This window comes from Mesorhizobium sp. CNPSo 4688 (assembly GCF_057784295.1).
The window spans coordinates 322131-348650 of sequence record NZ_JBWLUY010000008.1; the positions used below are offsets into that span (position 1 = coordinate 322131).

At 63.1% G+C, this 26520-nt stretch carries 28 protein-coding genes; 15 read left to right on the forward strand and 13 right to left on the reverse strand.

Annotation, left to right across the window (positions count from 1 at the left end):
* From flgG to AC04SH_RS17645, 8 genes are all read right to left on the reverse strand, one after another.
* The gene (gene flgG / locus AC04SH_RS17610) at positions 1–789 is read right to left on the reverse strand and encodes a flagellar basal-body rod protein FlgG (RefSeq protein ID WP_112559336.1); all 789 of its coding nucleotides are present in this window, start codon (positions 787–789) and stop codon (positions 1–3) included.
* Between the two features lie 11 nt (positions 790–800).
* Positions 801–1136 (reverse strand): flagellar hook-basal body complex protein FliE, encoded by a 336-nt coding sequence (gene fliE / locus AC04SH_RS17615; RefSeq protein WP_203278535.1) that lies wholly within the window; start codon positions 1134–1136, stop codon positions 801–803.
* Complete coding sequence (gene flgC / locus AC04SH_RS17620; protein ID WP_142865957.1) at positions 1136–1552, reverse strand: flagellar basal body rod protein FlgC; 417 nt, start codon at positions 1550–1552, stop codon at positions 1136–1138. Before flgC ends, fliE begins: the two co-directional genes overlap by 1 nt.
* Before the next feature lie 2 nt (positions 1553–1554).
* On the reverse strand, positions 1555–1935 hold the full coding sequence (flgB, locus tag AC04SH_RS17625; RefSeq protein ID WP_112559338.1) for a flagellar basal body rod protein FlgB: 381 nt from the start codon (positions 1933–1935) through the stop codon (positions 1555–1557).
* Between the two features lie 95 nt (positions 1936–2030).
* On the reverse strand, positions 2031–3212 hold the full coding sequence (locus AC04SH_RS17630) for a hypothetical protein (protein WP_488575974.1): 1182 nt from the start codon (positions 3210–3212) through the stop codon (positions 2031–2033).
* Entirely contained in the window at positions 3199–4620 is a 1422-nt protein-coding gene (gene fliI / locus AC04SH_RS17635) for a flagellar protein export ATPase FliI (protein ID WP_488575975.1), read from the reverse strand. The genes AC04SH_RS17630 and fliI overlap by 14 nt, the downstream gene beginning before the upstream one ends.
* 3 nt (positions 4621–4623) lie before the next feature.
* Positions 4624–5349, reverse strand: a complete 726-nt coding sequence (gene flgF / locus AC04SH_RS17640) for a flagellar basal-body rod protein FlgF (protein ID WP_488575976.1) — start codon at positions 5347–5349, stop codon at positions 4624–4626.
* 7 nt (positions 5350–5356) lie between these two features.
* Positions 5357–7168 carry a DUF1217 domain-containing protein gene (locus AC04SH_RS17645; protein ID WP_488575977.1) on the reverse strand — a complete coding sequence of 604 codons (1812 nt, stop codon included), beginning with the start codon at positions 7166–7168 and terminating at the stop codon, positions 5357–5359.
* A 143-nt stretch (positions 7169–7311) separates the two neighbouring features.
* On the opposite strand from AC04SH_RS17645, the gene motA reads away from it, so the two are divergent.
* From motA to AC04SH_RS17675, 6 genes are all read left to right on the forward strand, one after another.
* Positions 7312–8187: a flagellar motor stator protein MotA gene (gene motA / locus AC04SH_RS17650; protein ID WP_112559342.1), complete on the forward strand. Its 876-nt coding sequence runs from the start codon at positions 7312–7314 to the stop codon at positions 8185–8187.
* A 35-nt stretch (positions 8188–8222) separates the two neighbouring features.
* Positions 8223–9155, forward strand: coding sequence for a FliM/FliN family flagellar motor switch protein (locus AC04SH_RS17655; protein WP_488575978.1), 933 nt, complete (start codon positions 8223–8225; stop codon positions 9153–9155).
* A 33-nt stretch (positions 9156–9188) separates the two neighbouring features.
* The gene (gene fliN / locus AC04SH_RS17660) at positions 9189–9578 is read left to right on the forward strand and encodes a flagellar motor switch protein FliN (RefSeq protein ID WP_488575979.1); all 390 of its coding nucleotides are present in this window, start codon (positions 9189–9191) and stop codon (positions 9576–9578) included.
* A 108-nt stretch (positions 9579–9686) separates the two neighbouring features.
* Complete coding sequence (locus AC04SH_RS17665; protein ID WP_488575980.1) at positions 9687–10703, forward strand: flagellar motor switch protein FliG; 1017 nt, start codon at positions 9687–9689, stop codon at positions 10701–10703.
* Between the two features lie 82 nt (positions 10704–10785).
* The gene (flhB, locus tag AC04SH_RS17670) at positions 10786–11868 is read left to right on the forward strand and encodes a flagellar biosynthesis protein FlhB (protein WP_488575981.1); all 1083 of its coding nucleotides are present in this window, start codon (positions 10786–10788) and stop codon (positions 11866–11868) included.
* Positions 11865–12302: a hypothetical protein gene (locus AC04SH_RS17675; protein WP_112559347.1), complete on the forward strand. Its 438-nt coding sequence runs from the start codon at positions 11865–11867 to the stop codon at positions 12300–12302. The genes flhB and AC04SH_RS17675 overlap by 4 nt, the downstream gene beginning before the upstream one ends.
* A 53-nt stretch (positions 12303–12355) precedes the next feature.
* Here AC04SH_RS17675 and AC04SH_RS17680 read toward each other — a convergent pair whose 3' ends face one another.
* The 3 genes from AC04SH_RS17680 to AC04SH_RS17690 form a co-directional block, all read right to left on the reverse strand.
* Positions 12356–13126 (reverse strand): helix-turn-helix transcriptional regulator, encoded by a 771-nt coding sequence (locus tag AC04SH_RS17680; RefSeq protein ID WP_488575982.1) that lies wholly within the window; start codon positions 13124–13126, stop codon positions 12356–12358.
* Entirely contained in the window at positions 13123–13833 is a 711-nt protein-coding gene (locus tag AC04SH_RS17685; RefSeq protein ID WP_488575983.1) for a helix-turn-helix transcriptional regulator, read from the reverse strand. The genes AC04SH_RS17680 and AC04SH_RS17685 overlap by 4 nt, the downstream gene beginning before the upstream one ends.
* 340 nt (positions 13834–14173) lie before the next feature.
* Positions 14174–14434, reverse strand: a complete 261-nt coding sequence (locus AC04SH_RS17690) for a hypothetical protein (RefSeq protein WP_488575984.1) — start codon at positions 14432–14434, stop codon at positions 14174–14176.
* 2 nt (positions 14435–14436) lie between these two features.
* Between AC04SH_RS17690 and AC04SH_RS17695 the strand changes: the two genes are divergently transcribed.
* Together AC04SH_RS17695 and AC04SH_RS17700 are read left to right on the forward strand one after the other, a co-directional pair.
* Positions 14437–14775: a hypothetical protein gene (locus AC04SH_RS17695; RefSeq protein ID WP_477233021.1), complete on the forward strand. Its 339-nt coding sequence runs from the start codon at positions 14437–14439 to the stop codon at positions 14773–14775.
* A 64-nt stretch (positions 14776–14839) separates the two neighbouring features.
* Positions 14840–16033: a TMEM43 family protein gene (locus tag AC04SH_RS17700; protein WP_488575985.1), complete on the forward strand. Its 1194-nt coding sequence runs from the start codon at positions 14840–14842 to the stop codon at positions 16031–16033.
* Positions 16034–16070: 37 nt separating this feature from the next.
* Here the strand turns inward: AC04SH_RS17700 and AC04SH_RS17705 are convergent, their stop codons facing one another.
* On the reverse strand, positions 16071–17102 hold the full coding sequence (locus tag AC04SH_RS17705; RefSeq protein WP_488575986.1) for a histone deacetylase family protein: 1032 nt from the start codon (positions 17100–17102) through the stop codon (positions 16071–16073).
* A gap of 23 nt (positions 17103–17125) precedes the next feature.
* A complete protein-coding gene (locus tag AC04SH_RS17710) occupies positions 17126–17779 on the reverse strand; it encodes a TetR/AcrR family transcriptional regulator (protein WP_488575987.1) in 654 nt (217 codons plus the stop codon).
* Between the two features lie 251 nt (positions 17780–18030).
* On the opposite strand from AC04SH_RS17710, the gene AC04SH_RS17715 reads away from it, so the two are divergent.
* The 7 genes from AC04SH_RS17715 to AC04SH_RS17745 all read left to right on the forward strand — a co-directional run bounded on the left by AC04SH_RS17715 (position 18031) and on the right by AC04SH_RS17745 (position 26211).
* On the forward strand, positions 18031–19704 hold the full coding sequence (locus AC04SH_RS17715; protein WP_488575988.1) for an amidohydrolase: 1674 nt from the start codon (positions 18031–18033) through the stop codon (positions 19702–19704).
* 156 nt (positions 19705–19860) lie between these two features.
* The gene (locus tag AC04SH_RS17720; RefSeq protein ID WP_488576044.1) at positions 19861–20961 is read left to right on the forward strand and encodes an ABC transporter ATP-binding protein; all 1101 of its coding nucleotides are present in this window, start codon (positions 19861–19863) and stop codon (positions 20959–20961) included.
* Between the two features lie 2 nt (positions 20962–20963).
* Positions 20964–21884 (forward strand): ABC transporter permease, encoded by a 921-nt coding sequence (locus AC04SH_RS17725; RefSeq protein ID WP_112559356.1) that lies wholly within the window; start codon positions 20964–20966, stop codon positions 21882–21884.
* Entirely contained in the window at positions 21877–22677 is an 801-nt protein-coding gene (locus AC04SH_RS17730) for an ABC transporter permease (RefSeq protein WP_477233014.1), read from the forward strand. Before AC04SH_RS17725 ends, AC04SH_RS17730 begins: the two co-directional genes overlap by 8 nt.
* A 25-nt stretch (positions 22678–22702) precedes the next feature.
* Positions 22703–23737, forward strand: coding sequence for an ABC transporter substrate-binding protein (locus AC04SH_RS17735; RefSeq protein ID WP_488575989.1), 1035 nt, complete (start codon positions 22703–22705; stop codon positions 23735–23737).
* 62 nt (positions 23738–23799) lie between these two features.
* Positions 23800–24996 carry a serine hydrolase domain-containing protein gene (locus AC04SH_RS17740; RefSeq protein WP_488575990.1) on the forward strand — a complete coding sequence of 399 codons (1197 nt, stop codon included), beginning with the start codon at positions 23800–23802 and terminating at the stop codon, positions 24994–24996.
* A 33-nt stretch (positions 24997–25029) separates the two neighbouring features.
* Positions 25030–26211 carry a serine hydrolase domain-containing protein gene (locus AC04SH_RS17745; protein ID WP_488575991.1) on the forward strand — a complete coding sequence of 394 codons (1182 nt, stop codon included), beginning with the start codon at positions 25030–25032 and terminating at the stop codon, positions 26209–26211.
* The last annotated feature ends 309 nt before the right edge of the window (positions 26212–26520 follow it).

The window sequence follows — 26520 nt, forward strand, 5'->3', positions numbered from 1 at the left end:
TTACCTGATGTTCTTCGACACGACCGAGGCCATGTCATCGGCGGCCTGAATGACCTTGGAGTTCATCTCATAGGCGCGCTGCGCCGAGATCAGCTCGGTGATTTCCTTGACCGGATCAACGTTGGACGCCTCGAGATAGCCCTGCTCGACCGTGGCGAAGCCGGGATCGCCGGGCACGCCGACATTGGCCGGGCCGGAGGCCGGCGTTTCCTGGAACAGATTGTCGCCGAGCGGTGCGAGGCCCGCTTCGTTTGCGAAGTTGGCGAGCTGCAGCTGGCCGAGCAGCTGAAGATCGGTCTGGCCGTCGATACGGGCAAAGACCTGGCCGGTCTTGTTGACGACGACCTCGATGGCATCGACCGGCACGGTGATGGCCGGGATGACATTGGCGCCGTCTACGGTCACCAGCTGGCCGGTGGCGTTGGTGTTGAAAGCGCCGGCGCGGCTGTAGAGCGTGCCGCCGTCGGCGCCCTCGATCTGGAACCAGCCGCGGCCGGTCAGCGCCATGTCGAAACTGTTGCCGGTGGAGGTCAGCTCGCCCTGTGTATGGACGTTGCGCACCGCGGTCGTCTTGACGCCGAGGCCGATCGAGACGCCTTCCGGCACCAGCGAGGAATTGGAGCGGTTGGGCACGCCTTGCGTGCGGTCGACTTGGTAGAGCAGGTCGGAGAATTCGGCCCGCGCGCGCTTGTAGCCGGTGGTGTTGATGTTGGCGATGTTGTTGGCGATGACTTCCAGATTGGTCTGCTGGGCGTTCATGCCGGTCGCTGCAATGGCGAGTGCTTTCACGGCAAGTCTCCTCAGATGCCCATACGGCTGATTTCGAGATAGGCGGAGACGACCTTGTCGCGGATGGCGATCGTGGTCTGCAGGGCCTGCTGGGCGCTCATGACGGCGTCGACGACCTGGCGGGTATCGGCGTCGCCCTTGAGCGCCTGGATCGAGACCTGCTCGGCATTCTGCAAGGTGTTGACGGTCTTCGAAGCGGCCTGGCTCAGCGCCTCCGCGAAGGTGCCGCCGATTTCGCCGCCGGCCATTGGCGCCGTGGTGCCCTGAAACAGGTCGGTCGCGGCGTCGGTGCCGCCGATCTCCGGCTTGAGTGGAAGCGATCCGATACCGCCAATGCCGCTGATCATTACTGGTTCCTCATCAGGTCGATGGTCATGGAGATCAGATCACGCGCCTGCTTGATGACCTGAAGGTTGGCTTCGTAGGAGCGGTTGGCTTCGCTCATGTCGGCCATCTCGACCAGCACGTTGACGTTGGGCATCTTGACGTAGCCCTTGTCGTCGGCGGCCTCGTTGCCGGGCTGGAATTCGACGGGAAAGTCGCTGGGATCGCGGTCGATGGAGTTGACCTCCACCATCGTGCCGCCCGAGGCACGGTCGAGCTCGGAGACGAAACTGATGGTCTTGCGGCGATAGGGGTCGGCGCCCGGCGTGTTGCCGGTCGACTGCGCGTTGGCGAGGTTTTCCGAGACCACGCGCAAACGATCCGACTGGGCGCCGAGGCCGGATGCGGCGATCTTGAGGGCTGCGGTGAGCGCGTCCATGGTCAGGTCTTAACCGCCATCATCATCATCGAATGGAAGGCCTTGACGATCGCCGTGTTGAGCTCGAAGGAGCGGCGGACCTCGCCGGCCTTCATCAGCTCGTTCTCGACCACCACGGTGTTCTTCGACGGCATGATGGCGCCGGTCGTCTCTTCGGGCTTGACCGTGAAGCCGGCATTGGTGGCAGCGGTGCCGAGATGCCCGGCCTGCGTGGCCGTCAGCGACACCGCGGTGCGGTCAAGCACCTTCTCGAACGGCTCGACATCGCCGGCGGTGTAGCCCGGTGTGTTGACGTTGGCGATGTTACCGGCAATGGCGGACTGACGCACGGACAGCCATTGCGACTGCTTGGCTGCAAGATCGAAAAGATTGACGGGCTCCATGGGGATCTCCGGGCTGGTACGCACCAGACTAGGCCGCCAGTCTTGCGCGGACCTTGCGCGGACCCGGGGCGGTTCGCCCGTGCCGTGCCTAGCGATTACTTGGAGAGTTCGATCACCTGGTCAGTGCTGGTGACCATCACCCATTTGCCGCCGCGCTGCTCGATCGACGAGACGATGCTGGAGTCAGGCAGCTTCGAGCCACGCTGGACGATCCACAGGCCGGCGTCGTCCTCGATCATGGCGCGGCCATTGGCGACATGAACCATGCGGAATTTGGGATCCGCGGGAAAGGGCTGTTCGTCGACGCCGGGAGGCTGGGTCTTGTCGTCGGGGTCCTGCAGCGTGCCGGTGGCGAACAGGTCGACGTCGGGTACATCGTTTGCGGTCAGCGGCTGGCCGGAATTTTCCATCTGCGAGCCGCCGCTGACACGTCCGGCATTGGTGCCGCTGCCGCCGAACTTGATCGCCTGCACGCCGAACTGGTCCTGATTGAAGAAGATATACCAGGGAAACAGCGCGCAGATCAGGCCGAGCGTGATGCCAAGCGCGGCAAAGACGATATCGCTGCGACGGTCATCGTTCTTTTTCACCTTGGGAAACTGCGCCCTTGGCGGCTGCGGCCAGTCGACGTCGGGAAAGAGCCCGTCGAGAAGCGAGTCACGGCTAGCAGCGATCGCCTCCTTGAGTTCGGCATGCGGAGCCTTGGGCAGTGGGGGCTTGGCGAAAGTGGGAGGGGCAGGTCTGGCGATCTCGGGGAAGGCAGGCTTACCGACATCGCGCAGTGCAGGTTCGACTGTTCTGATCGATACGGGCTTGGTCTCGCCGGTTGGAGCAGGCTTGGCCATTTTGCGCGAGGCGGACTTGGCCGCTTTGCGCGCCGCGTTGGACGCGCTGCTCGATATGAGTTTCGCGCTGCCCCATGCAAGCCTGGACACCCCGCGCAAGGCGGCCTTCGGTGCACCGGCCAAGGCAAGCCTGAGCGCGCTAGGTGTGGATGGCTCGCCCATGCCGGGCAAGGCAAGGTTGGCTACGCTCGGCAAGGCAGCCCGGGGCGAGCCGAGCAAGGCAGGTTCGGGCACGCTGCGAGGCTGGACCAGTCTCGGCAAGGGTGGCTTGGCCGCCCTGGCCAATGCGGCCTCGGTTTTGGCTGCCTTGGCGCGATCAGCTTTCGCCTTGGCAGCCCTTGCTTCGTCAGCCCTGGCTTCCTCGGCGGCGGTGGCCTCGGCCAGCATCTCGCGCAAAAGCCGCTCGGTGTATTGGCGCTCAGTCTCCGGCATCGACACTTTGCTTGCCTTTCAGATGACGGGCGAGATCGGAGAATGCGTCGCTCGAGGCGCGGTCCTTCGGCGACTGCGTCAGCGCCTCATAGATCAGCGGCACCTGGCGCACCGCAATGTCGAGCTCGGCATCGGCGCCGCCCTGATAGGCACCGAGCAGACGGATGTCGCGCGTGTCCTCGAAGCGCGAGATCATCGACTTAAGCCTCGTCACCAGCATGCGCTGTTCGGGGCTCCATGCCTTGTCGGCAAGGCGTGAGATCGACGACAGTGGATTGACCGGCGGATAGCGGCCCTGTTCGGCTATCGCGCGGTCGAGCACGACATGGCCGTCGAGAATGCCACGCACCGAATCGGCGACCGGGTCGTTGTGGTCGTCGCCGTCGACCAGCACCGAGATGATGGCGGTGATGGAGCCCTGTCCTTTAATTCCTGGGCCTTCAGCGCCGGGTCCAGCGCGTTCGAGCAGCTTCGGCAGGTCGGTGAAAACGGAAGCGGGGTAGCCGCGCGCGACCGGTGGTTCGCCAGTGCCCGTGGCCACTTCGCGCAGCGCATGGGCAAAGCGGGTGATCGAATCCAGCACCAGGAGCACGCGGTGGCCCTGATCGCGAAAATGTTCGGCGACGCGCATGGCGGTGTCGGGCGCGCGTCGCCGCATCATGGCGCTCTCGTCGCTGGTGGCGACGACGGCGACCGTCTTGGCCATGCTTTGCGCGCCGATCGTGTCTTCGAGGAATTCGCGCACCTCGCGGCCGCGTTCGCCGATCAGCGCCACCACCACCGTATCGAAAGCATCGGCGCCGGCCAGCATGGCGAGCAGCGTTGACTTGCCGACGCCGGAACCGGCAAAGACGCCGAGGCGCTGGCCGAAGCAGAGCGGCGTGAAGATGTCGATGACCTTGACCCCGGTGGTGAAGGCGGTGCCGACACGCTGCCGCGCCATGGCGCCGGGCGTGGTGCCGTCGCCGCTTGCCGCCTCGCCGTTCCTGATCAGCGGCGGACCGCCGTCGATGGCGCGGGTCAGCGCGTCGATGGCGCGTCCGCGCCAGGAAGCGTGCGGCGTTACCACCAGCGGACCGCGGCGAAACACGGCGTCGCCGATGCCGGCATCGGCGCTGCGTTCGAAAGGCGCGATGACGACCTCGTTGCGGCCGATCCTGACGATCTCGCCGCGGCGCGTGCCGGCTTGGCCGCGCTGCTCGACGAGATCGCCCAGCCTGGCGACTTCAGACAGGCCGCGCACCTTGTAGTGCGTCGGCGAAACCTCGGAGACGCGGCCGCCGCGCCGCAGCAGTGTCTCGGTGTCATCGAACCGGCGCCAGATACGCTCCAGCGCAGCCAGCCGGTTTTCCGGTTCTGCTTCCGGCTGCCGTTCAAGCGCACGTATCGATGATTGCGAGCTCGACATGCGCTACGACTTGGAGCCGAGCGTCTTGATGGCGTCGTCGGTCGAGGCGTCGGTCTGGCGCATCAATGCTGCCGTGTTCTCGAAGGCGCGCTGGACCATGATCAGGCGCGTCATCTCCAGTACAGGATTGACGTTGGATTCCTCGACAAAGCCTTGCGCGACACCGAGATCGGAGCGGTCGGTGACAGGCTCCGGCGCGCGTGAGGGGACGATGCCCGAATTGCCGTAGCGCACGAAATTCGGGCCGGGGTCGAAATTGAACAGGCCGATGGCCCCGACGAGCTTGTCGCCCTGGCGCAGCGAGCCGTCGGCGCCCGCCTTGGGTGGGCCGTCGCGCGGGTCGAGCTGGATCGGCGCACCGCCGGCGTCGAGCACCGGATGGCCTTCGAGCGACATCAACTCGCCGTTCTCGTTCATCGAAAAACGTCCGTCGCGCGTCATCACGGTGCCGGCCGGAGTGTCGATGCCGAACCAGGCATCGCCCTGGACGGCGAAGTCGAACGGATTGCCGGTCTGCGTCATCGCGCCGTGCGCGCCGGACAAATAGGTCTTGCCGGAGGAGGCGAAGGATACGGAGTTGGGACCGCTGCCGGAGACGACATCCTCGAACTTCACGCCGGTGGCGCGAAAGCCGATGGTCGAGGCGTTGGCGACATTGTCGGCGATGGTGTCGAGACGGCGCTCGAGCGCGATCTGCGAGGAAAGGGCGACGTAAAGGCTGTCCTGCATGGTGCTCTCAGAATTTCAGTTTCTGCATGGCCATCATCAGATCGGTCGAGATGCCGACGGTGGTCGGTTGGGCAAACAGCACACCGACCGATGTCGATGCCGTCGAGGTCGGATGATTGATTTCCCACAGGCTGGTGAAGCGGGTCAGGAATTTGTCGAGCTTGGCCGGGTCGGTGAAATCGGTCAGGTCGAGCTTTGCCTCGAAGGCCTGCGCCTGCTTGTCGATATCGGCGGTGGCGAAGGAATCGGGCAGGCCGATCGCGGTGCGCACGACGCTGGCGAGCGCGGTGTCGGCCAACACGTCGTACCAATTGGTGATGGTCGGCGCCTTGCGCTCGAAATAGAGCGCCAGCCGCACGCCTTCATTGGTCTTGCCGGCATCCTCTTCCAGCGTCTGGCGCATGTATTTGTCGATCACCGGCTGTTGCGAGGCGACGCGGGTGGTCGCTGCCTCTCCGTAAGCCTCGAAATTCAACGACGTGGCGAGCCTGGCAAAGGCCTTGTTGGTGGCCTTGTTGGCGACGCTGTTCGGGTCACGGACGCCGCCTTCCAGGACCCGGCGGATCAGGTCTTTGCTGACGCTTGCCGGATCTATTCCGCTTGCCGACAGCGCATAATTGTAGAGCCGGCCGTCGGCCATCAGATCGTCGATCGATTTCACCTTGACGATGTTGGCGTTGTAGTAATTGGTTTCTGCCTGCACGGCATCGGCGTTCGGCGCGATGAGACCGAGGGTAGACAGACCGGTGTAGAGCTTCGGTGTGTCCTTCGTTACCGTGTCGCGCGTGGTTGTCTGGTCGCCATACTGGGCGAAATCGAAGGCGCGGACGAAGTTGGCATAGCTTTTGTCGGTCTGCAGGTTGGCCGGGCTGAACGGATCGGTGACGCCGCCATTGACCATGGTGCGGATCTGCTTCGGCGTCTGGGTTGACGCATCGATGCCATAAGCGGCCATGGCGAAGGTCAAGAGGCGCTTGTCCTTGATGAGATCGTCGATCGACTTCACCTTGGATATGTTTGCCGCGTAGTAGTCCGCTTCGCCCTTGATGTACTGGGCGGTCGGTTTCACCAGAACCAGCCCGGTCCCGGCCATCACCGCCTTGGGAATCGCCACTTGGACCGCGTCCCGCGATGTCGCCTGATCGCCATACTGGACGAAATCGAAGGCAGCGACAAAAGCCGCGTAACCCTTGTTGATCGACTTGTTCGCAGGACTGTCCGGATCGGTGACACCACCCTCGAGCATGGCCCGTACGGTCGCGGGTGGCTCGGCCTCGGCGTCAAGGCCGAATGCGGCCATGGCGTAGGTAAGCAACCGGTTGTCTCCCATCAGATCGTCGATCGATTTGACCTTGGAGATATTGCTGATGAAATTGGACGTTTCGCCTTTGTAGTAGCTGTAGCCGTTCTGGAACGAGCCGAGCCCCACCTGCGCTGCGTAATTCTTGGTCACGCCCTGCTGAGCGGGACTGTAGCTGGTGGCATCCGCACCCAAGGCTGCGAAATTGAAGGCCGAGACGAACTCGGCGTAGCGCTTGTCGGTCAATTTGTTGGCGAAGCTGTCGGGATCGGAGACACCTTCCTTCAGGGCTTTGACCATGAAGGCCTTGGCGTAGGCCATGTCGCCGAGGCCAAAGGCCTTCATGGCATAAGTGAACAGCCGGGTGTTCTTGACGAAATCGTCTATCGATTTCACGCTGCCGATGTTGGCGAGATAGTAGTCGGTGTCGCGCTTGTTGATCGGGTCCGCCTCGATGCGGTCGATCGCCTTGGGAATATCCCTGGCGATGAGCTGGTAGCTGGTAAAAGTGCTCAACACGACATGCCTCCGGTCGCAGCTTCAGACTCAGAGTATGCGGACTTGCTTGCGCGAGGCTGAATCGCCTCGCCCTGCATGATTCAAGCCTCACACAAGGCACGAGAGCTATCGGTTAGGCCTGACGTGATGTGGAAGGATCTGGCGTGGGCATTCTGATCGGACTTGTGGTGACGCTCGGCTGTGTTCTCGGCGGCTTCATGGCCATGGGCGGCCATCTGCATGTGCTGATGCAGCCCTGGGAAGCGGTGGTCATCTGCGGCGCCGCGCTCGGTACCTTCCTCGTCGCCAACCCCATGAAGACGGTCAAGGACACCGGCAAGGGCATTCTCGAAGCCTTCAAGCAGGCGGTGCCGAAGGAGCGCGACTATCTGGAGACGCTGGGCGTCCTGCACAGCCTGATGCGCGAACTGCGCTCGAAGTCCCGCAGCGAGGTCGAGGCGCATATCGACAACCCCGAGGAATCGGCGATCTTCCAGGCGTTCCCGACCGTGCTCAAGAATCACGATCTGACACATTTCATCTGCGACTATTGCCGCATCATCATCATCGGCAATGCGCGCTCGCATGAAATCGAGGCACTGATGGATGAGGAAATCCAGACCATCAAGTCCGACAAGATGAAGGCCTATCACGCGCTGGTGGCGGTGGGTGACGGTCTGCCGGCGCTCGGCATCGTCGCCGCCGTGCTCGGCGTGGTCAAGGCGATGGGCGCGCTCGACCAGTCGCCGGAAATCCTCGGCGGCCTGATCGGCGCCGCCCTTGTCGGGACCTTTCTCGGCATCTTCCTGTCCTATGCCGTGGTCGGGCCGGTCGCCACCAAGATCAAGACGGTGCGCGAGAAGAAGAACCGCCTCTACATCATCGTCAAGCAGACGCTGCTCGCCTACATGAACGGTGCCTTGCCGCAGGTGGCGATCGAGTTCGGCCGCAAGACCATCTCGTCCTATGAGCGGCCGACGATCGACGCCGTCGAGCAGAGCACGATGAACACAGCCTCCGCCGAGAAGAAAGCGGCCTGAGCCATGCATGACGACAGACAGGACCGCACGCCGTCATGACAAGTCCTGGCAGCCCCTCGCAAGCCCGCTCGCTGATCATCGAGCGTCTGGTCGGTGACAGCGGCGAAGCCGCTCATGTCATCGGCACCGGGCGCTCGATGGGCGAGCGCGCGCTGCCACTGTTGCAGAAGAGCCTGGCCGGCGAGCTCGGCGCTCCGGTGACCGTCGACCTGCGCGCGGTCGAGATCAGCCGTGTTCCTGATGCCCGCACGCATGCTGGCGATGCCTTTGCCATGACCATCATAGCATCGCCGACATCCTCGGATGCGATGACCCTGGTGGCTGATGCGCCGGCCATCGCGGTGATGGTCTGCGCGCTGTTTGGCGGAGATCCGGATCAGCCGGTTTCGCCGATCGAGCGCGCTCTGTCGCAGATCGAAACCGATGTGGCGACCACGGTGTTCCAGGAGGTTGCGCAGGCGCTGAACGGATCGGGCCGCCGCTCGCTCGAACTGCGACTGCCGGTGCCGCGGGCGCTTTCGGGCAGCGAAGCCAAGCGCCGCGTGCTGCGCGATGGCGCTGCGGTGCGCATCGTCTTCGGCATCTCGACGCCAACTGACAGCGGCACGGTCACGGTGATGATCCCGCAGCGCATCCTGCTGGCGACCCGCGGTATAGCCGATGTCCACGACAGCGAAGGCACGACCTCCGACTGGCGGGCACGCTTTTCGGAAGAGGTGATGCGCTCGACGGTGACACTCGAAGCGACCATGCCGCTCGCTCGCCTGACGCTCGGCGACCTCGCCGGCTTCGAGCCGGGCCAGGTCATCGAATTCGAGGAGGCGGCACAGTCGCACGCAAAGCTGAGCGCGCGCGACAAGACGCTGTTTGTGTGCGAGTTCGGCAAACTCGGGCAGAATTACACCGTCCGGATCAGGCATCCTTATGATGCCGGTCAGGATTTTATCGATGGGCTTATGCCGGGCTGACACCGGGCAAACCCAAGCATTTGGAGACGACGTATGGCCAAGACCAAGGTGGAAGCCGATATCGACCAGCCGGACGAACAGCTCGACCGCGCCATCGAGGAATTGCGCGGCGTCCTCCAGGAGGAGGAAAAGCGCCCCGACGCCGCCTTGCGGGCCGCCATGTCCGGCAGCAATTCGAACATCATCATGAGCATCCCGGTCGACGTCCAGATCATCCTCGGCAGCACCGAGATGCCGGTATCGGACCTGATGGCGCTGCAGAAGGGCTCGACGGTGGCGCTGAACCGGCGCATCGGCGAACCGGTCGATGTGGTGGTCAACGGCCGCAAGATCGCGCGCGGTGAAATCACCGTGCTGGAAAGCGATCCGTCGCGCTTCGGCATCAGGCTGACCGAAATCATCGCCGCTACCAAGAGCGCATAGAGTATTTGTTTTTACGCAATTCCGGACGGAAAACCGCACACACTTTTCCTGGAATTGCTTCAAAGGAATAGACGACATGCGGCCTCAGCAGCGATCGGAGCATATGCCATGACGACGCCGGTGACGCTCACCCGTCCGCAAAAGGCCGCCGCCATCTTGGTGGCGATGGGCAAGCCGTCGGCCAGCCGGCTTTTGAAGTTCTTCAAGCAGGAAGAGCTGAAGGCGCTGATCGAAGGGGCGCGTCTGTTGCGCACCATTCCGCAGAGCGATCTCGAACGCATCGTCGCCGAATTCGAGGCCGAATTCACCGAGGGCGCCGGCCTGCTCGATTCCGCAGACCGGATGGACACCATCCTCAACGAATCGCTGTCGCCCGAAGAGATGAGCGCCATCATGGGCGACAAGCGCTTCGAGGTCGCGCCGGAGGGGCCGCCGCCGATCTGGCCGGAGCTGGAAAAGCTCGAACCGACGCGGCTCGGCACCTTCCTTGCCGCCGAACATCCGCAGACCGCCGCCATGGTGCTGTCGAAGCTTGCGCCGCAGGCCGCCGCCAACATCCTGCTGACCATGGAAAAGCCGATGCGCAGCGAGATCATCAAGCGCATGGTGACGATGGCCACCATTCCCGACGCGGCCACCAGGATCATCGAGAACCAGCTGCGCGCCAGCGTGCTGGCGCAGACCGCGACCAAGGACATATCGGCGGGACAGGCGCGCGTCGCCAGCGTGCTCAACGAGATGGACAAGCCGCAGTTGGAAGAGGTCATGCAGGATCTGGAAGCGGCCGGCACGCCGGACCTCGGCGGCGTCCGCTCCAGGCTGTTTGCCTTCGACGATCTGCCGCTGCTGACGCAGAAGGCGAGGGTGCTTCTGTTCGACGGCCTGTCGACCGAACTGATCACGCTGGCGCTGCGTGGTGCGCCGCCCGCATTGACGGAATCGGTGCTGTCGGCAATCGGCGCCCGGTCGCGGCGCATGATCGAGTCCGAGCTCGGACAGGGCTCGGAAGGCATCCAGCTTGTCGACATCATGGCGGCGCGCAAGAACATTGCAGTGGCGACAATCCGGCTTTCGCGCGAGGGGGCTTTCGAACTCCCCTCGTCGCAGCAGAGCGAAGCGGCTTAACGCTCGATCTCTTTTTTCACGCAATTCCGGACGGAAAACCGCTCACACTTTTCCTGGAATTGCTCAAGGCGGCTGACACCAAATGGCTGAAGCGGCGGACAAAGACTCCAAAACCGAAGACGCGACGGAAAAGAAGATCCGCGACACCATCGAACAGGGCAAGCTGCCGCATTCGCGGGAAGCCGCACTGCTGGCGTCCTTCATCGCCATATTGGTGTTCACCGTCTTCTACGTCAAGGACGCCGTCGTTGATCTCGGCATGTTCCTGTCCATGTTCCTGGAAAAGCCAGAGGCGTGGCCGATGGACACCGAGACCGACGTCATCGCGCTCTACAAGACCGTGATGATGGAGATCGGCCGTGCCGTTGTCAGCCTGCTGGTGCTGCTGGTGGTGGCCGGCATCGGCGCCTCGGTGCTGCAGAACATGCCGCAATTCGTCGGCGAGCGGATCCGGCCGCAACTGTCGCGCATCTCGATAGCCAAGGGCTGGACCAGGACGTTCGGTATTCAGGGCTGGGTCGAATTTTTGAAATCGCTGGGCAAGCTCGGCTTCGCCAGCATCGTGCTCTACTTCACGCTATCGCAGGACTACCGCCAGCTCCTGGCCGGCATGATCACCAACCCCGTCGCTTTCGGCCTCGTCATCAAAAGCATCACCGTCGACATCTTGGTGGCGATCGTCTTCGTCATGGGGCTGATTGCAGCCGTCGACGTCGTTTGGTCGCGCTTCCACTGGAAGCAGGATCTGCGCATGACCAAGCAGGAGGTCAAGGACGAGTTCAAGCAGTCCGAGGGCGACCCGATCATCAAGTCGCGGCTGCGCTCGCTGGCGCGCGACCGGGCGCGCAAGCGGATGATGACGGCGGTGCCGCGCGCGACGCTGATCATCGCCAATCCGACGCACTTCTCCATCGCGCTCAAATATGTCCGCGACGAGGATTCAGCACCGCTGGTGCTGGCCAAGGGCCAGGACCTGGTGGCGCTCAAGATTCGCGAGATCGCCAAGGAGCACAATATCCCGATCTTCGAGGACGTGGCGCTCGCCCGCTCCATGTACAAGCAAGTTTCGGTTGATAGCGTGATCCCGTCGCAATTCTACCAGGCCGTCGCCGAACTGGTGCGGATCGTCTACTCGAAAAAGGCTGAGCGGAGACAAATTTCATGAACCGCCAACCGCACGCGAAATCCCGCGAACTCATCGTCGCCAAGGCTATCGAGCAGGTGGTGGACGAGTTGCGCCTGATCGATGTCGCCGACTACATCGCCTTCATCCGGCTGGAGCATTTCGCTTGCCTGTCGGATCTCGTGGATTCGGCGGTGGAACTTTATTTCCTGCCCGGCACGCTGCGGCTCGGCCACGGCGGCGAAGCGCATGTCGACTGGAGCGGCAGCCCGCGCATCGTGCTTGATCTCGAGCTCAGGCCGCCGGGTGTGACCGTCTATTTCCAGCTGACGCTGAGCGAGGAGAGGTCTTCGGTCGCCGTCAACTATGTGTCGTTCGAGAAGCCCGGTGAAGACCCCGAGCACAACACCGCCTTGCTGGAAACGGTGATCGAAGAGGCGCGCATCCGCCGGACCGAGCCGCTCGCCTATCGCTGATTTTGTCCGTTATCCCAATCGTCTGAGCACGCCAGCCTGAAGGCAGGCCTTGATCACTCGATCAGTCCCAGCCGCAATGCCTTGGCCACCGCCTGGTTGCGGTTGACCGCATTGAGCTTCTGCGTCGACTGGGTGAGATACTGGTTGGCGGTGTGCACCGACAGCTTCAATAGCCTGGCGATCTCTTCGCTGGTGTTGCCGTTGGCGGTCAGCTTGAGGCATTCCAGCTCGCGCTTGGAGATCGACCGCATCCGGCTGGCATCGTTGGGACGAATGCGGGCAACGGCGGCGAACAGCGAAAAGCAGCGGGCGTGGATTTCGTAGAGCGTGTCCTCCGGCAGAGCGATCGTCGAGCCGAGGAACACCACCAGCCCGCAATGGCCGCGATCGGCATGGACGGGAAAGGCAATGCCGTTGGTGCCCGGCGCCAGGGGGGCTGCGCGCTCTGCCCAGGCGAGATTCAGGAACACGGCGTCCGAGCCGGCGATGCCGTCATCGGCCCACCAGCGCGGTGCCGTGGAAGTGCCGCTGTGGCGCACCATCTCCTCGCCATTGGCGCCGGCGATGAACTTGGTCGCGACAGCGGTGGCCGGATAGTCGGAATCGAAACTCGGCACCAGGCGCGCCCGCTCCGGCGAAGGGCTGACGAAATAGAGGCCGAAGGCCGACGCGTTGATGTCGACGGCGATCCAGCGGCAGCGGCGCACCGCATCCGGGATGGTGACGGCATGATGCGTTTCGGAACCGATGGAGAAGGCGCCGAACGGGTTGCGCTGCTCGTTGAAAAGGGCTTCGGCAGCCGCCTTGATATCAGCGTGTTTCAAATGATGCCGCTCCTGATCGCCGTGGCGATGGCCATCGCGCGGTTCGAGGCCGCGAATTTCTGGATGGCGTGAGTGATGTAGCTGTTGACGGTGTTCGAGGAGACCCCGAGGATCACCGCGACCTCGTCGGTGGTCTTCCCTTCCGACACCCAGAACAGGCATTCGCGCTCGCGGTCGGACAGCGGGTCCTGCATGGCGGCGGCGGCGACCAGTTGCGGAATGGTGGACAGCGCATAGCAGCACTTCAGCTGCGCTTTCATCAGTGCCGGCTGGTCGATCTTGCCGGCCTCGGCCGCCGAGAACAAGGCAAACAGCCGCTGGCGGCCGACATTGAGCCGCAGCGAATAGACTTCGGCATGGCCAAGCACGTCGAGCAGGCGCGCCTCTTCGCCGGTGAGCAGCCCGCCGGCATTGGGCGCTTCGGCGGCCACCAACGGCTTCGGGCGGATGCCCGGTGCTACGGTCAGCGGCCCCTGAGCGAGGCCGGCGATCAGCCGCTTGCCGATCAGTTCGATGGCGTCGAAAATCCAGTTTGAGGAGACGATGCGGGCGTCGTTGCGGTCCTGGTCGTGGACGATGGCGACGAGCATATAGCTGTCGGCGCCGATCTCGGCGGCAAGCTGCATGAAAAAGGAGGTGAGATCGCCGCGGGACGCGAGGCGCGAGCCTAGACTATCGGATTGGAGAAGCGCGGCGGAGCTGCTCATTGGATGCTTTGGTTGTATGTCATGGCCGGAATCTTTTCTTGAGCCCGGATGCTGGGGTCACCAGCGGCCGAACTTGAAGACGCATCACGTTTACGAAGCACTCACGCGGGCGCGGCGGTCGCGCCGATCGCCGAATCCATCAGGGAACGCGAAGCCGTCCGCGTCTGGTGCCGGTCAGAGGCCGGAACTTGAGACTTTGGGTGGTCGCCGCGCCCCCCAAGGACCGGCTGATTCGGGTCTAATCTACCCGCAGATGAATCCGACATCAAACGCGATTTGACAAAAACGTTTTTTTTGGACTCAGGCGACTCAGAGGCGGACTCCGAGGCGCTTTTCCGCCTCAAGCGAACCGAAACGCCGACACGAAAAAGCCTGAGGGTGTTGCGACACTGCCGTATCGAGAGCGGATCGATTCCGATAGGTTTCTCGGCGGCTGACTGGGCTGGGCATCCCTTTGGTCGTAGACGGCGGATTTGGCGGCGCTTGCTTCGCGGCCATCAGCATCGGGGGTAATCATGAAGCAGGTTTTCCTGGCGTTCACGGTGGTGCTTGCGGTTTTTGCCGATGCGGCAGCGCCAGCCAAGGCCGAGCCGATCGTCACCTATGCGCTCGACAACGGGGCTGCAGGTGGTGCTGGTGCCGGACCATCGTGCGCCGAAGGTGGTGATGAACCTGCGCTATGGCGTCGGGTCGATCGTGGTGGCGGGCGATCCTGATGTGGTGATGCCGCAGCTTGCCGCGATCGGCCTTAGAGATGTGCAGGTTGTCAAGCGTGAGGAGACGGAAGAGCAGACGGCGATGCGGGCGCTTGATCTTCTCGGCAACAAGCGGCAGGCGTCACTGTCGGCTTCTCCGTGGCGGGTCGGCGATGGCGGCACGACACGGGCGGTGCACTCCTGCGCCGGCGACAGGGATTGCGGCGCGCAGATCCACGCCGATTGATGGGTTAAACGCGCGGCCGCCGGCCGCGTTGAAATCTTGGGGTAACTTTGTTTCGGGGGAAACGATGAGCGATTCATTTAGGGAAGTCACATCCGTCTCGTGGTTCGGGCGGATCAAGCGTGCGGTCGGCGGGGTCATCTTCGGCCTCATCCTGATCGTGCTGATGGTGATCGGGCTGTTCTGGAACGAGGGCCGCGCCGTGCAAACGGCGCGCTCGCTGGCCGAAGGGTCGGGCGCGGTGGTCTCGGTCGGCGCCGACAGCGTCGATGCTGCCAATGAAGGCAAGCTGGTCCATGTCAGCGGCCCAGTGACAGCGGACAGCGGCCTGGCGGATCCGGATTTCGGCATTGCGGCGCAAGGGCTGCGGCTGTCGCGCAGCGTCGAGATGTATCAGTGGAAGGAAGAGTCCAAGTCGGAGACGACGAAGAAGCTCGGCGGCGGCGAAGAGACGGTGACGACCTACAGTTATTCGAAAGTGTGGGACGACAGTCAGATCGACTCGTCGGACTTCAAGAAGCCGGACGGCCATCAGAATCCGTCAATGGCGATCTACGGCCGCAGTTTCCAGATCCCGCAGGGCAAGCTTGTCGCCTTCGATCTGGATACGCCGGTGCTGGATCGCATCGAGGGCGACAAGGACTATTCGCTATCTGCCGATCAGTCGGCGGCGATAAAGGCTGCCTATACCGGCACGAAACCGCTCAGCATCGTCGACGGCAAGATCTATCTGGGCGCGGACAACACAACGCCCGCCTTGGGCGACTATCGCATCGGCTACGAGCTGGCGCCGCTTGGCGTGGTCAGCATCGTCGCGCGCCAGGCCGGCAGCCGTTTCGAACCCTACCAGACGCAAGCGGGCGATGCGCTGCTGATCGTCGATACCGACAACGTGCCGGCCGAGAAGATGTTTGCCGACGCGGTGAGCGCCAACACGCTGATCACCTGGCTGCTGCGCGGCGCCGGCCTGCTTTTGCTGACCATCGGCTTTGCGCTGTTCCTCAGCCCGATCGGGGTGATCCTCGACGTCATACCCTTCCTCGGCAGCATGGCGCGGATGGGCACCGGCATCATCGCCTTCGTCCTGGCGATCCTGGTCGGCACGACGACGATCGCCATCGCCTGGTTCTGGTACCGTCCGGTGCTGGCGGTCGGGATCCTGGCGGCAGGTGTGATCGCGGCGGTGATAGTCTACAGGATCGGCCGGTCGCGAAAGCCGGTCGTTCCGGTGGTCGCACCGAACCCGGGCGTTGCTGCCTAGTTGGAACTGTGGGGCGGCCGGAGCCGCCCAATAGGGGCTACTTGTCTTCGAAGCCGGTCAGCACGCCGACGGCGTTGATTCCGATCTCCTCGACGGCATAACCGCCTTCCATGACGAACAATGTCGGCAGGTCGAGCTTGGCGATGCGGCGGCCGATCTTCGGATAGTCCGGGCTTTTCAGCTTGAACTGGCTGATCGGGTCCTTCTCGAACGTGTCGACACCAAGCGAGACGATGACAATGTCGGGTGCATAAGCGGCGAGTTTCGCGCATGCGTCCTCCAGCGAGGTGTTCCAGCTCTCCCAGTCGGTGCCGAAAGGCATGGGGTAGTTGATGTTGAAGCCTTCGCCGGCGCCGGCGCCGCGCTCATCGGCATGGCCGAGGAAGAAGGGGTACTCGACCATCGGATCGCCGTGCAGATTGAGAACCTGCACGTCGGCGCGGTCATAGAAGATCTCCTGCGTGCCGTTGCCGTGGTGGTAGTCGACATCGAGGATCGAAACGCGTGTGGCGCCCTGGTCGAGGAACCACTGGGCGGCAACGGCCGCGTTGTTGATGTAGCAATAGCCGCCCATGAAGCCGGCGCCGGCGTGATGGCCCGGCGGGCGGCAAAGCGCGAAGGCCGACCGCTCGCCGCCCTTGACCAAGGCTGCCGCGGTCAGCGCCACATCATAGGACGATTTGATCGCGGTCCAGGTGCCTTCGACGAAGGTGGCGCCGGCGTCGAAGGAATAGTAGCCGAGCAAGGCATCGACGCGCTTCGGCGGCACGTCGCCGCGCAGGCCGCGCGTCGGCCAGGTGAAGGGCATGGCCGTACCGCTCAGGCCGGCGGCCTTCCACTCCGGCCAGACGGTGGGCAGGAAGTCGATGTAGTCGGCTTTGTGGATGCGCTTGGCGGCGGTGAGATCATGCTCGACCGGTCCGATGATCGGCCCCAGCTTCTCGCTCTCGACCCGCGCCTTGATGAACTCGGCCCGCGACGGCTTTTCGAAGCCCGGCACGATGGCAGATGTGACCAATTCCATCTGGCCGGCATGGCCGGCGTGAAGCGGCGAATAGACAGTCTTCATAAAATTCCTCTCGAAGTGCGAAATCAGTCAAGGTTGAGATAGGGGGTCACCAAAGCGAGCCACATTCTTTCCACATCGTCCTCGATGAGGTCGTATGTCTTGCGGTCGCGTTTCAGCCCCACAAGTCGGCAGGCGTGTCCGACATCCATCATAAGCACGCCGAGCCGGCTGGCGATCTTGTCTTCAAGGGCCGGGTTCACATGCTGCAGCCATGCGGCGTAGAGCGCGATGATCTGTTCGTCATATTCGTCCTGGATCGGCCTGAGGTCGGCATTGCCGGATATCGCCTCGATCACCGGCATCAGGGTGGCGTTCTCGAGATATATTTTGGAGGTATCGATGAAGAGCTTGCGCACTTCCTGGCGAAACTCGTCGCGGTTTGTGGGCGGCGTCACCTCGATGCGCCTGGCGATCACCTCGGGAAAGGATGACAGCCAGCGCCGGGCGAGATCGAGCAGAATGGCTTCCTTGTTGGGGAAGTACTGGTAGACCGAACCGACCGACAGGCCCGCGCGCTGCGCAATGGCCAGCGTCGTCGGTGTCTTGGTTCCTTGCTCGCGCGTCAGCGTCAGCGCCGCGTCGAGAATCCGGTCGACCACCTTGCTCGACCGTTCCTGCCGCGGCTGCTTGCGCGGTTCGAGCGCCATCCTGGTTTCACGGCTGAGATTGCGCTTCACGTCCCGATGCCCTCGTTCGCCCGTCCCAAGCGCCGGATGTTGTCCACAATACATTCGAAATTCGGCACGTTGACAAACGCGAATAATTAGTCGCATTCTTTTATCCACGCTGTTTTCGGAGATCACAAGGGGAATTTCAAAACAGCGCACTGGCATCAGTTTTCGTCCGATAGCGCCGCTCCAGCGGAGTGGAGGCTTGTCGGACAAGAGGGTTGTCGGTCTCAGTCAGTCGTCAAAAGCGCGGAGTCGCGATGTCTGTCACGGGTGCGGGTGCTGATCTGATCGTCATCAATGGTCGCGTGCAGACCATGGACGATGACAATCCCGCCGCCGAGGCCATTGCCGTTAGGGACGGCGCCATCATCGCCATTGGCAGCCGCGCCGCCATCGAAGAGCTCAAGGGATCGGCCACCAAGGTTATCGACGCCAAGGGCGGCTCGGTCCTGCCCGGTTTTATTGAAGCCCACATGCATCTGTTCTCAGGCGGGGCCGAGCTCGCGCATCTTCAGCTTGGCGGTATCCACGGCTTCGAGGCGCTGCAAAAGGCGATCCGCGACTATGCGTCGACACGGCCCGAGGCGAACATGCTGGTCGGGCAGGGCGTCGACTACACCGTGCTCGGCGACGAGCGGGTGACGCGCCACCATCTCGACGCCATCTTGCCGGACCGTCCCTTCTGCATGGCGGCGCCCGATCACCACACGATGTGGGCAAACACCAAAGCGCTGGAGATGGCCGGCATTCTGCAGGGCCGCATGCTTGGTCCGGGCAACGAGATCGTCATGGGCGACGATGGCTTGGCTGCCGGTGAATTGCGCGAGGGCGAGGCGTTCGGTCCGGTGCTCGATCTTGCCGGCGAAAGCCGGGTGCGGCTGGGGCTGTCGACCGGCGGCGAGCCCGACCCGATGCCGTCGGCCGCGGAACGGGCCGCCGACCGTGACATCATGCGGCGCGGCCTTGCCTGGTGCGCGCGCCACGGCATCACCTCGATCCAGAACATGGACGGCAATCTCTACCAGCTCGAATTGCTGGCCGAGATCGGTGCCGAGGAGGGCTTGCCCTGCCGCGTCAAGATCCCGTTCCACTACAAGAATTTCATGACGCTCGACATGCTGGAGAAGGCCTCCGTCATGGCCGAGCGCTACGACAGCGAATGGCTGTCATCGGGCATGGTCAAGGTGTTCTATGATGGCGTGCTCGATTCCTGGACGGCGGTCATGGTCGAGCCCTATGCCGACCGGCCCGACTGGGTCGGCGAGCCGCTGTTTACGCCGCAGCAATTCATCGATCTCGCCACCGCAATTGACAAACGCGGGCTGCAAATCGCCGTGCACTCGATCGGCGACGGTGCGGTACGTGCGGTGCTCGACGGCTACCAGGCGGCGCAAAAGGCCAATGGTAAGCGCGACAGCCGGCACAGGGTCGAGCATATCGAGGTCACCACCGCCGCCGATGTGCCGCGTTTCGCCGAACTCGGCGTCATCGCGTCCATGCAGCCGTCGCATCCGCCCGGAGCCATGGATTTTCCGCTTGAGCCGACCGTATCGCGCATCGGGCGGGACCGCTGGCCGCTGAGCTATGCCTGGCGCACCTTGAAGGAAGCTGGCGCCCATGTCGTGTTCGCTTCCGACTGGCCGGTGGCGGCGATCGACCCGATCCTGAGCATCCAGGCGGCATTGCTGCGCAAACCATGGGCAGACGGCGATCCCGACCAGGGTTTCTCGCTGCAGGAAGCGGTCGCCGCCTACACGGTCGAGGGCGCTTACGCCGAATTCGCCGAGCAGCGCAAAGGCGTTCTGAAGCCCGGCTACATGGCGGATCTGGTGGTTTTGTCGGCGGATATCGAGAAGACGGCGCCGGCCGAATTGCACAAGGTTCGCCCGGTGACGACGGTCTGCGGTGGCAAGGTCACCTACCAGGCCTGACAATGGCATGCGGCTTGCAAAGCCTGCGGCTTGCAAGACGAATCGACGGACTGAACTGTGATTCAATGCCGGACTTGCCAACCTACCGGCCGTGTGGTCACATCGAACAGGGGAAAAACTCCGCCGACAAGAGCGGGGTCAACAGTGAGGCGTATCGTGCCGGAAAAACCGGATCGGAATGCAATTGAAGTCGTAAACGTCAGTAAAATTTTCGGATCAGGGGAAGGGCAGGTCGCGGCCCTCGACACGGTCTCGGTATCCATCCGCGAGAACGAGTTCTTCACCCTGCTGGGCCCATCCGGTTGCGGCAAGACCACGTTGCTGCGGCTGATTGCCGGCTTCGACTTTCCAACCGCCGGCGAAATCCTGCTTTACGGCCAGGACATTGCGCCGCTGCCGCCATTCAAGCGGCCGGTCAACACCGTCTTCCAGTCCTACGCGCTGTTCCCGCACATGACCGTCGCCGACAATATCGGCTTCGGCCTCGAAATGCTGGGCAAGCCGAAGGCCGAGATCAAGGCGCGCGTCGCCGAGATGCTGAAACTGGTCAAGATGGAGGCGCTGGCAGGCCGGCGCACCAGCCAGATCTCCGGTGGCCAGCAGCAGCGCGTGGCACTGGCCCGTGCGCTGGCGCCGCAGCCCAAGGTGCTGTTGCTCGACGAACCGCTCTCGGCGCTCGACTACAAGCTGCGCAAGGAGATGCAGATCGAGTTGAAGCGGCTGCAGCACGAGACCGGCATCACCTTCATCTTCGTCACCCATGACCAGGAAGAAGCGCTGACCATGTCGGACCGCATCGCGGTGATGTCGTCGGGCAAGATCCTGCAGGTCGGCTCGCCGCGCGATATCTACGACCGGCCGGCCGAGCGCTTCGTCGCCGACTTCATCGGCGAGTCCAACTTCCTCAAGGCCGATGTAGTCGGCGTTACCAGTGGCCGGGCGACGGTGAAGTTGTCCTCTGGCACGGAAATCCCGGCCTCGCTGCCGGACGGTTTCAGCCCCAGCGGCAAGGTCACCATTGTGGTGCGTCCCGAACATGCGCAGCTGGGTGCGGCCAGCCCCGGCGCGTCGCTGTCGGGCACCGTCGAGAACATCGTCTATCTCGGCACCGACACGCACTTCCATCTGCGCCTTGCCGGTGGCGAACCGTTCATCGTACGCCGCCAGAACAGCCGCGGCGCCGGTGACGGCATCGTGCAGGGTGGCCAGGTCGGCATCATGATCGGCAACGACGCCGCGCAAGTGCTGAAGGACTGATCATGGCGACCGCGGAAGAAGTCGCCAAGGCAGCGGAGCGGCGTGACGTGCGCGACCGCTGGCTGCTGTCAGCGCCAGCTTTGCTGGTGATTTTCCTCGCCGCGACCGGCCCCTTGCTGATCGTGCTGATCTACTCGTTCCTGACGCCCGGCCCCTATGGCGACGTCAAGTGGCAGTTTTCGCCCGATGCCTGGTTGTCGGTGTTCATGGAACGCGACATTTTCGACGATACGCTTTCGCTTGCGGCGGCGCATGTCACCATTTTCTGGCGCTCGATCAAGCTTGCGGTGGTAACGACGATCGCCACGTTGGCGCTCGGGTTTCCTACCGCCTATTTCATGGCGACGCGCAGCGAGAAGACCAGGGATCTCTGGCTGTTCCTGATCACCATTCCGTTCTGGACCAACCTGCTGATCCGCACCTTCGCCGTGCTCCAGATCATCCGCAACGAAGGCATCATCAACACCATCCTCATCAAGCTCGGCATCGTCTCGGCGCCGGTGCAGATCCTCTACACCGACACGGCGATCCTGATCGGCATGGCCTATGTCTATCTGCCGCTGATGGTGCTGCCGATCTATGCCAGCATGGAGAAGCTCGATTTCCGGCTGGTCGAGGCAGGCTACGATCTCTACGCGACACGCTTCAAGGTGCTGCGGAAGATCATCTTTCCGCTGGTCAAGCCCGGCGTCATCGCCGGCTCCATCCTGGTCTTCATTCCGGCGCTCGGCGCCTATGTGACGCCGAGCGTGCTTGGCGGCGGCAAGAACATGATGCTGTCCAATCTGATCGAATTGCAGTTCGGGCAGGGCCGCAACTGGCCGCTCGGCTCGGCGCTGTCGATCACGGTGATGATCATCGTCATGGTGGCGCTGCTTGCCTATGTGCGCAACGCCGGCAAGTCGGGGGTTCGACATGGCTAGCAACTTTTCCATCAAGCACCAGACCGGCTTCACGGCGATCGCCGCGACCTGTTTCATCGTGCTCTATCTGCCGATCATCGTGCTGGTCGCCTATGCCTTCAATGCGGCGAACTCGACGTCCGAATGGGGCGGCTTTTCGATGCGCTGGTTCCAGTCGGCGTGGCAGAACGTGCAAGTCATCGACGCAACGCTGCGCTCGTTCCAGATCGGCGCCACCGCGGCGGTGCTGTCGACCATCTTTGCCACCATGGCCGCGCTCGCCACCACGCGCACGGCGCCCTATCCGGGCCTTACCTTCAAATATGCGGCGATCAACCAGCCGCTGATGGTGCCCGAGATCGTCACCGGCGTGGCGCTGCTGATCTTCTTCTCGCGCATAAAAATCTTCACCGGCTATTCCGGCCTCGGCTATCTGATCGCCGCGCATACGGCTTTCTGCATTCCGTTCGCCTATTTGCCGATCCGGGCGCGGCTGGAGAACATGGATCTGACGCTGGAGCGCGCCGCAGCCGATCTCTACGCGACGCCGTGGAAGACTTTCCGCCGCATCACGCTGCCGCTTTTGTGGCCCGGCATCCTGGCCGGACTGATGCTGGCCTTCGTCATCTCGCTCGATGACGTCGTCATCACCGAGTTCGTCAAATCCGGCGGGCAGGACACGCTGCCCACCTACATGCTCGGCCAGATCCGCCGCGGCATCACGCCTGAGATCAACGCGATATCGACCGCCTTCCTGCTGCTTTCGGTCGCGATCGTCACGTTGTTTTTCTTCGTCAGCAGGAAACGAGACTGAACCGACAATAATGGGAGTTAAAACCATGAACTGGAAGACAACGACGGCCGCCATGGGGTTGGCGCTGCTCGCAACGACGAGCCTGGCCCGCGCCGATGGCGAGCTGAACATCTACAATTGGGGCAACTACACCAGCCCCGACGTGATCAAGAAGTTCGAAGCCAAATACAACATCAAGGTGACCATCACCGACTACGATTCCAACGATACGGCGCTCGCCAAAGTGCGCCAGGGCGGCACCGGCTTCGACATTGCCGTGCCGTCGCAGACCTACGTGCCGATCTGGATCAAGGAAGGCCTCGTCCAGGAAACCGACCCGGGCAAGATGGAAAACTTCAAGAACGTCGCGCCGGAATGGGCCAATCCCGACTTCGACCCCGGCCGCAAATATTCCGTGCCGTGGGCGCTGGGCACTGTCGGTGTCGTCGTCAACACCGATGCCTACAAGGGACCAGCCGACTCGTGGGGCATCATCTTCAACACGCCGGATGAGCTGAAGGGCAAGACCAATGTCGTTCCCGAGATGAATGACGTTATCTTCGCGGCGATCAAATATGTCGGCGGCCAGCAATGCACCGATGACAAGACGGTGCTGAAGAAGGTGCGCGATACGCTTGTCGCAGCCAAGCCGAACTGGATCGCCATGGAGTACAACACCATCGAGAAGATGGGCGCCGGCGACTTCAAGGCGACCAGCGACTGGAACGGTTCGGCGCTGCGCCAGCGGCTGGCCAATCCGGCCATCCACTACAATTATCCGAAGGAAGGCTACGGCCTGTGGAGCGACAACGTCGTCGTTCTGAAGGAAGCCAAGAACGTCGAGAACGCCAAGCTGTTCCAGAACTTCATCATGGATCCGGAAAACGCGGCCGGCCTCTCGGCCTTCCACCGCTACGCCAATGCCATCACGGGCTCGGACAAGTACATGCCGGCCGACATGAAGGACGCGCCGGAGGTTGTCATTCCGGAGGCTGCGAAGGCACAGGGCGAATTCCAGAAGATGTGCGCGCCGGAGATCCAGGACATCTACACCAAGATCTGGACCGAACTGCAGAAGTAACCGCTTCTTGAGAGACCCGGCGGTCTTTGTCGCCGGGTCTCTTCTTTTCCGGAATGGCTTTCATGGACTCCTATCGCAACAGCGATCCACGGCCGCCGATCATGCAAGGGTCGCCGCCGCAAATGGTGCCGCCAAAGCTCGACTGGGACCGGCCGCCATGGAACCGCTGGGCGTTCCAGCATATCCGCGAATTCCTGCCGACCATCGAGGTCTGGCGCGGCAATGGCCATCGCCATCGTCTCGAACGGGCAGAGATCGATCTCGATGCGCTGCCGGTGGAGGACAGTGCGGGTCGCCCGACAACGCTCGCCGGCCTGCTCGACGAGACCTATGCGGACGGCTTCCTGGTGCTGAAGAACGGCAAGATTGCCTATGAGCGCTACTTCAACGGCATGGACGAGCGCACGCTGCACCTGTCGCAGTCGATGGCGAAGTCGGTCACCGGCACTGTGTTCGGCATTCTGGTCGGGCGCGGCCTGATCGATCCTGCCAAACCGGTGACCGCCTATCTGCCGGAACTCGGCGAGACCGGCTGGGCCGGCGCCAGCGTGCAGCATGTGCTCGACATGACCACCGGCGTGCGCTTTTCCGAGGAATACACCGACCGCTATTCCGACATCGGCCAGGTCGATGTCGCCACCGGCTGGAAGCCGGTGCCGCCGGGCAGCGATCCGGCCTTCCAATGGCCGTCGCATCTGTTCGAACTGATCCTGCGGTTGAAGGACAAGGTGCGGCCGCACGGCGCCGCGTTCGAGTACCGCTCGATCGAAACCGATGTGCTGGCCTTCATCATGGAACGGGTGACCGGAAAGCGGCTGGCGCAGCTGGTCTCGGAGGAACTCTGGCAAAAGCTTGGCGCCGACGAGAGCGCCTGCTTCACCGTCGACAGCGCCGGCTATGCGCTGGCCGATGGCGGTTTCAACGCGACGCTGCGCGACTACGCCCGCTTCGGCCAGCTGATCCTCGACAATGGCCGCGGCATCGTGCCGGCCGACTGGATCAAGGCGACGCGCAATGGCAGGCATGGGCCGGACTTCAATCCGAGCCTGCCGGAAGGCAGCTACCGCAACCAGTTCTGGATCGAGAATCCGCGCTCGCGTGCGCTGATGTGCCGGGGCGTGTTCGGGCAAATGATCCATATCGACTGGGACACCAGCATGGTCGTGGTCAAGCTTTCGACCTATCCGGATTTCAGCAATGTTGCCTATTCGGTGGCGACGCTGAACGCGGTGCACGCCATCGCCAAGGCGCTTGGCTGAAACCACACAAACCATCCCTTTGAGGAAACGTTCATGACCGGCAAGACCGCGTTCGAGACCCGCTACGGCTTTGCCCGTAACGAGGTGCTGCTTTCCAACTGGCGCGAAAACCCGTTCAACCGGTGGTCGTTCCAGAACCTAGGTGAACTGGTGCCGACCGCTCCCGTGGCGGCGACGCCGGGAAGCGTCGAAGCGCCGGCGCGGGACATGGGCAGCCTGCTCGGCGAAAAGGTCTCCGTCGCCGGCGCGCCGGAGACGGTGGCCGAATTCCTGGCGCGCTCGAGCAGCGATGCACTCACGGTGATGAAGGGCGGCAAGATCATTGGCGACTGGTTCGCGCCCAATATGGATTTCGGTGCGCGCCACATCATCTTTTCGATCAGCAAGTCGGTCACCGCCATTGTCGCCGGCATATTGGAAGGCGAGGGCGTGTTCGATCCGGAAGCGCCTGTGACGCGGTACATTCCGGAGGCCATTGGCTCGGCCTATGCCGATGCGAGCTGCCGGCATGTGCTCGACATGAGCGTCAGCCTCGATTTCGAAGAGGCCTATCTCGATCCCGAAAGCGCCTTTGCCCGTTATCGCCGCGCGACGCTGTGGAATCCGGGCGGCGGCACGGAAAGCCTGCGCGAATTCATCCTGACGCTGCAGCGGCTTGCCGAGCCGCATGGCGAAACCTTCCGCTACCGTTCGCCCAATTCCGATCTGCTCGGCATCCTGCTGGAGCGCGCTTCGGGACAGCGCTTCCCGGACCTGATGCGCGAAAAACTGTGGCTGCCGCTTGGCGCCGTCAGCGAGGCCTCGATCGGCGTCGACATGGAAGGCACGGCACGCACCGCCGGCGGCATTTCGGTGACGCCGCGCGATCTCGCACGCATCGGTGAGATGATGCGGCAGGGCGGAACGGCCAATGGCCGGCGCATCGTACCGGAAGCCTGGGTGCGCGATACAGTCGTTACCGGCGGCAGTGCGGAAGCCTGGCAGCGCGGGACCATGGTGCATCTGTTCCCGAAGGGCCGGTATCGCAACAAATGGTACCAGACGGGGCACGAAAACGGCGCCTATTGCGGCATTGGCATCCACGGCCAATGGCTCTACGTCGACCCGAAGACGGAAGTTGTGATTGCAAAAATGGGGTCGCAGCCGGTGCCCGAGGACCATGCGCTCGAACGCGAGATCGTTGCCTTCTTTGAAGCGCTGAGCCGTATGGTCTGACGGGCAATCTTATCCGATTGTCGAAGTCTGCGCTGCCCCTCATCCGCCTGCCGGCACCTTCTCCCCGTATAGTGACGGGGAGAAGGGCTTGCCCGCAGCCTTGGCGTTCTTCCTGCAACGTGCGTAGTCGGCGAACCCGTCGATGACAGCGCCCCTCTCCCCGTCACTAAACGGGGAGAGGATGCCGGCAGGCAGGTGAGGGGCGGCGCCGACTTTCGGTAACAATCGTTCCGTGCAGTGGCCGGCCGAGTTGCAACGTGCTTTCCTGTGGACCTCTCGCGCCGGTGAAAAAGCGACAGTTGGCGGACT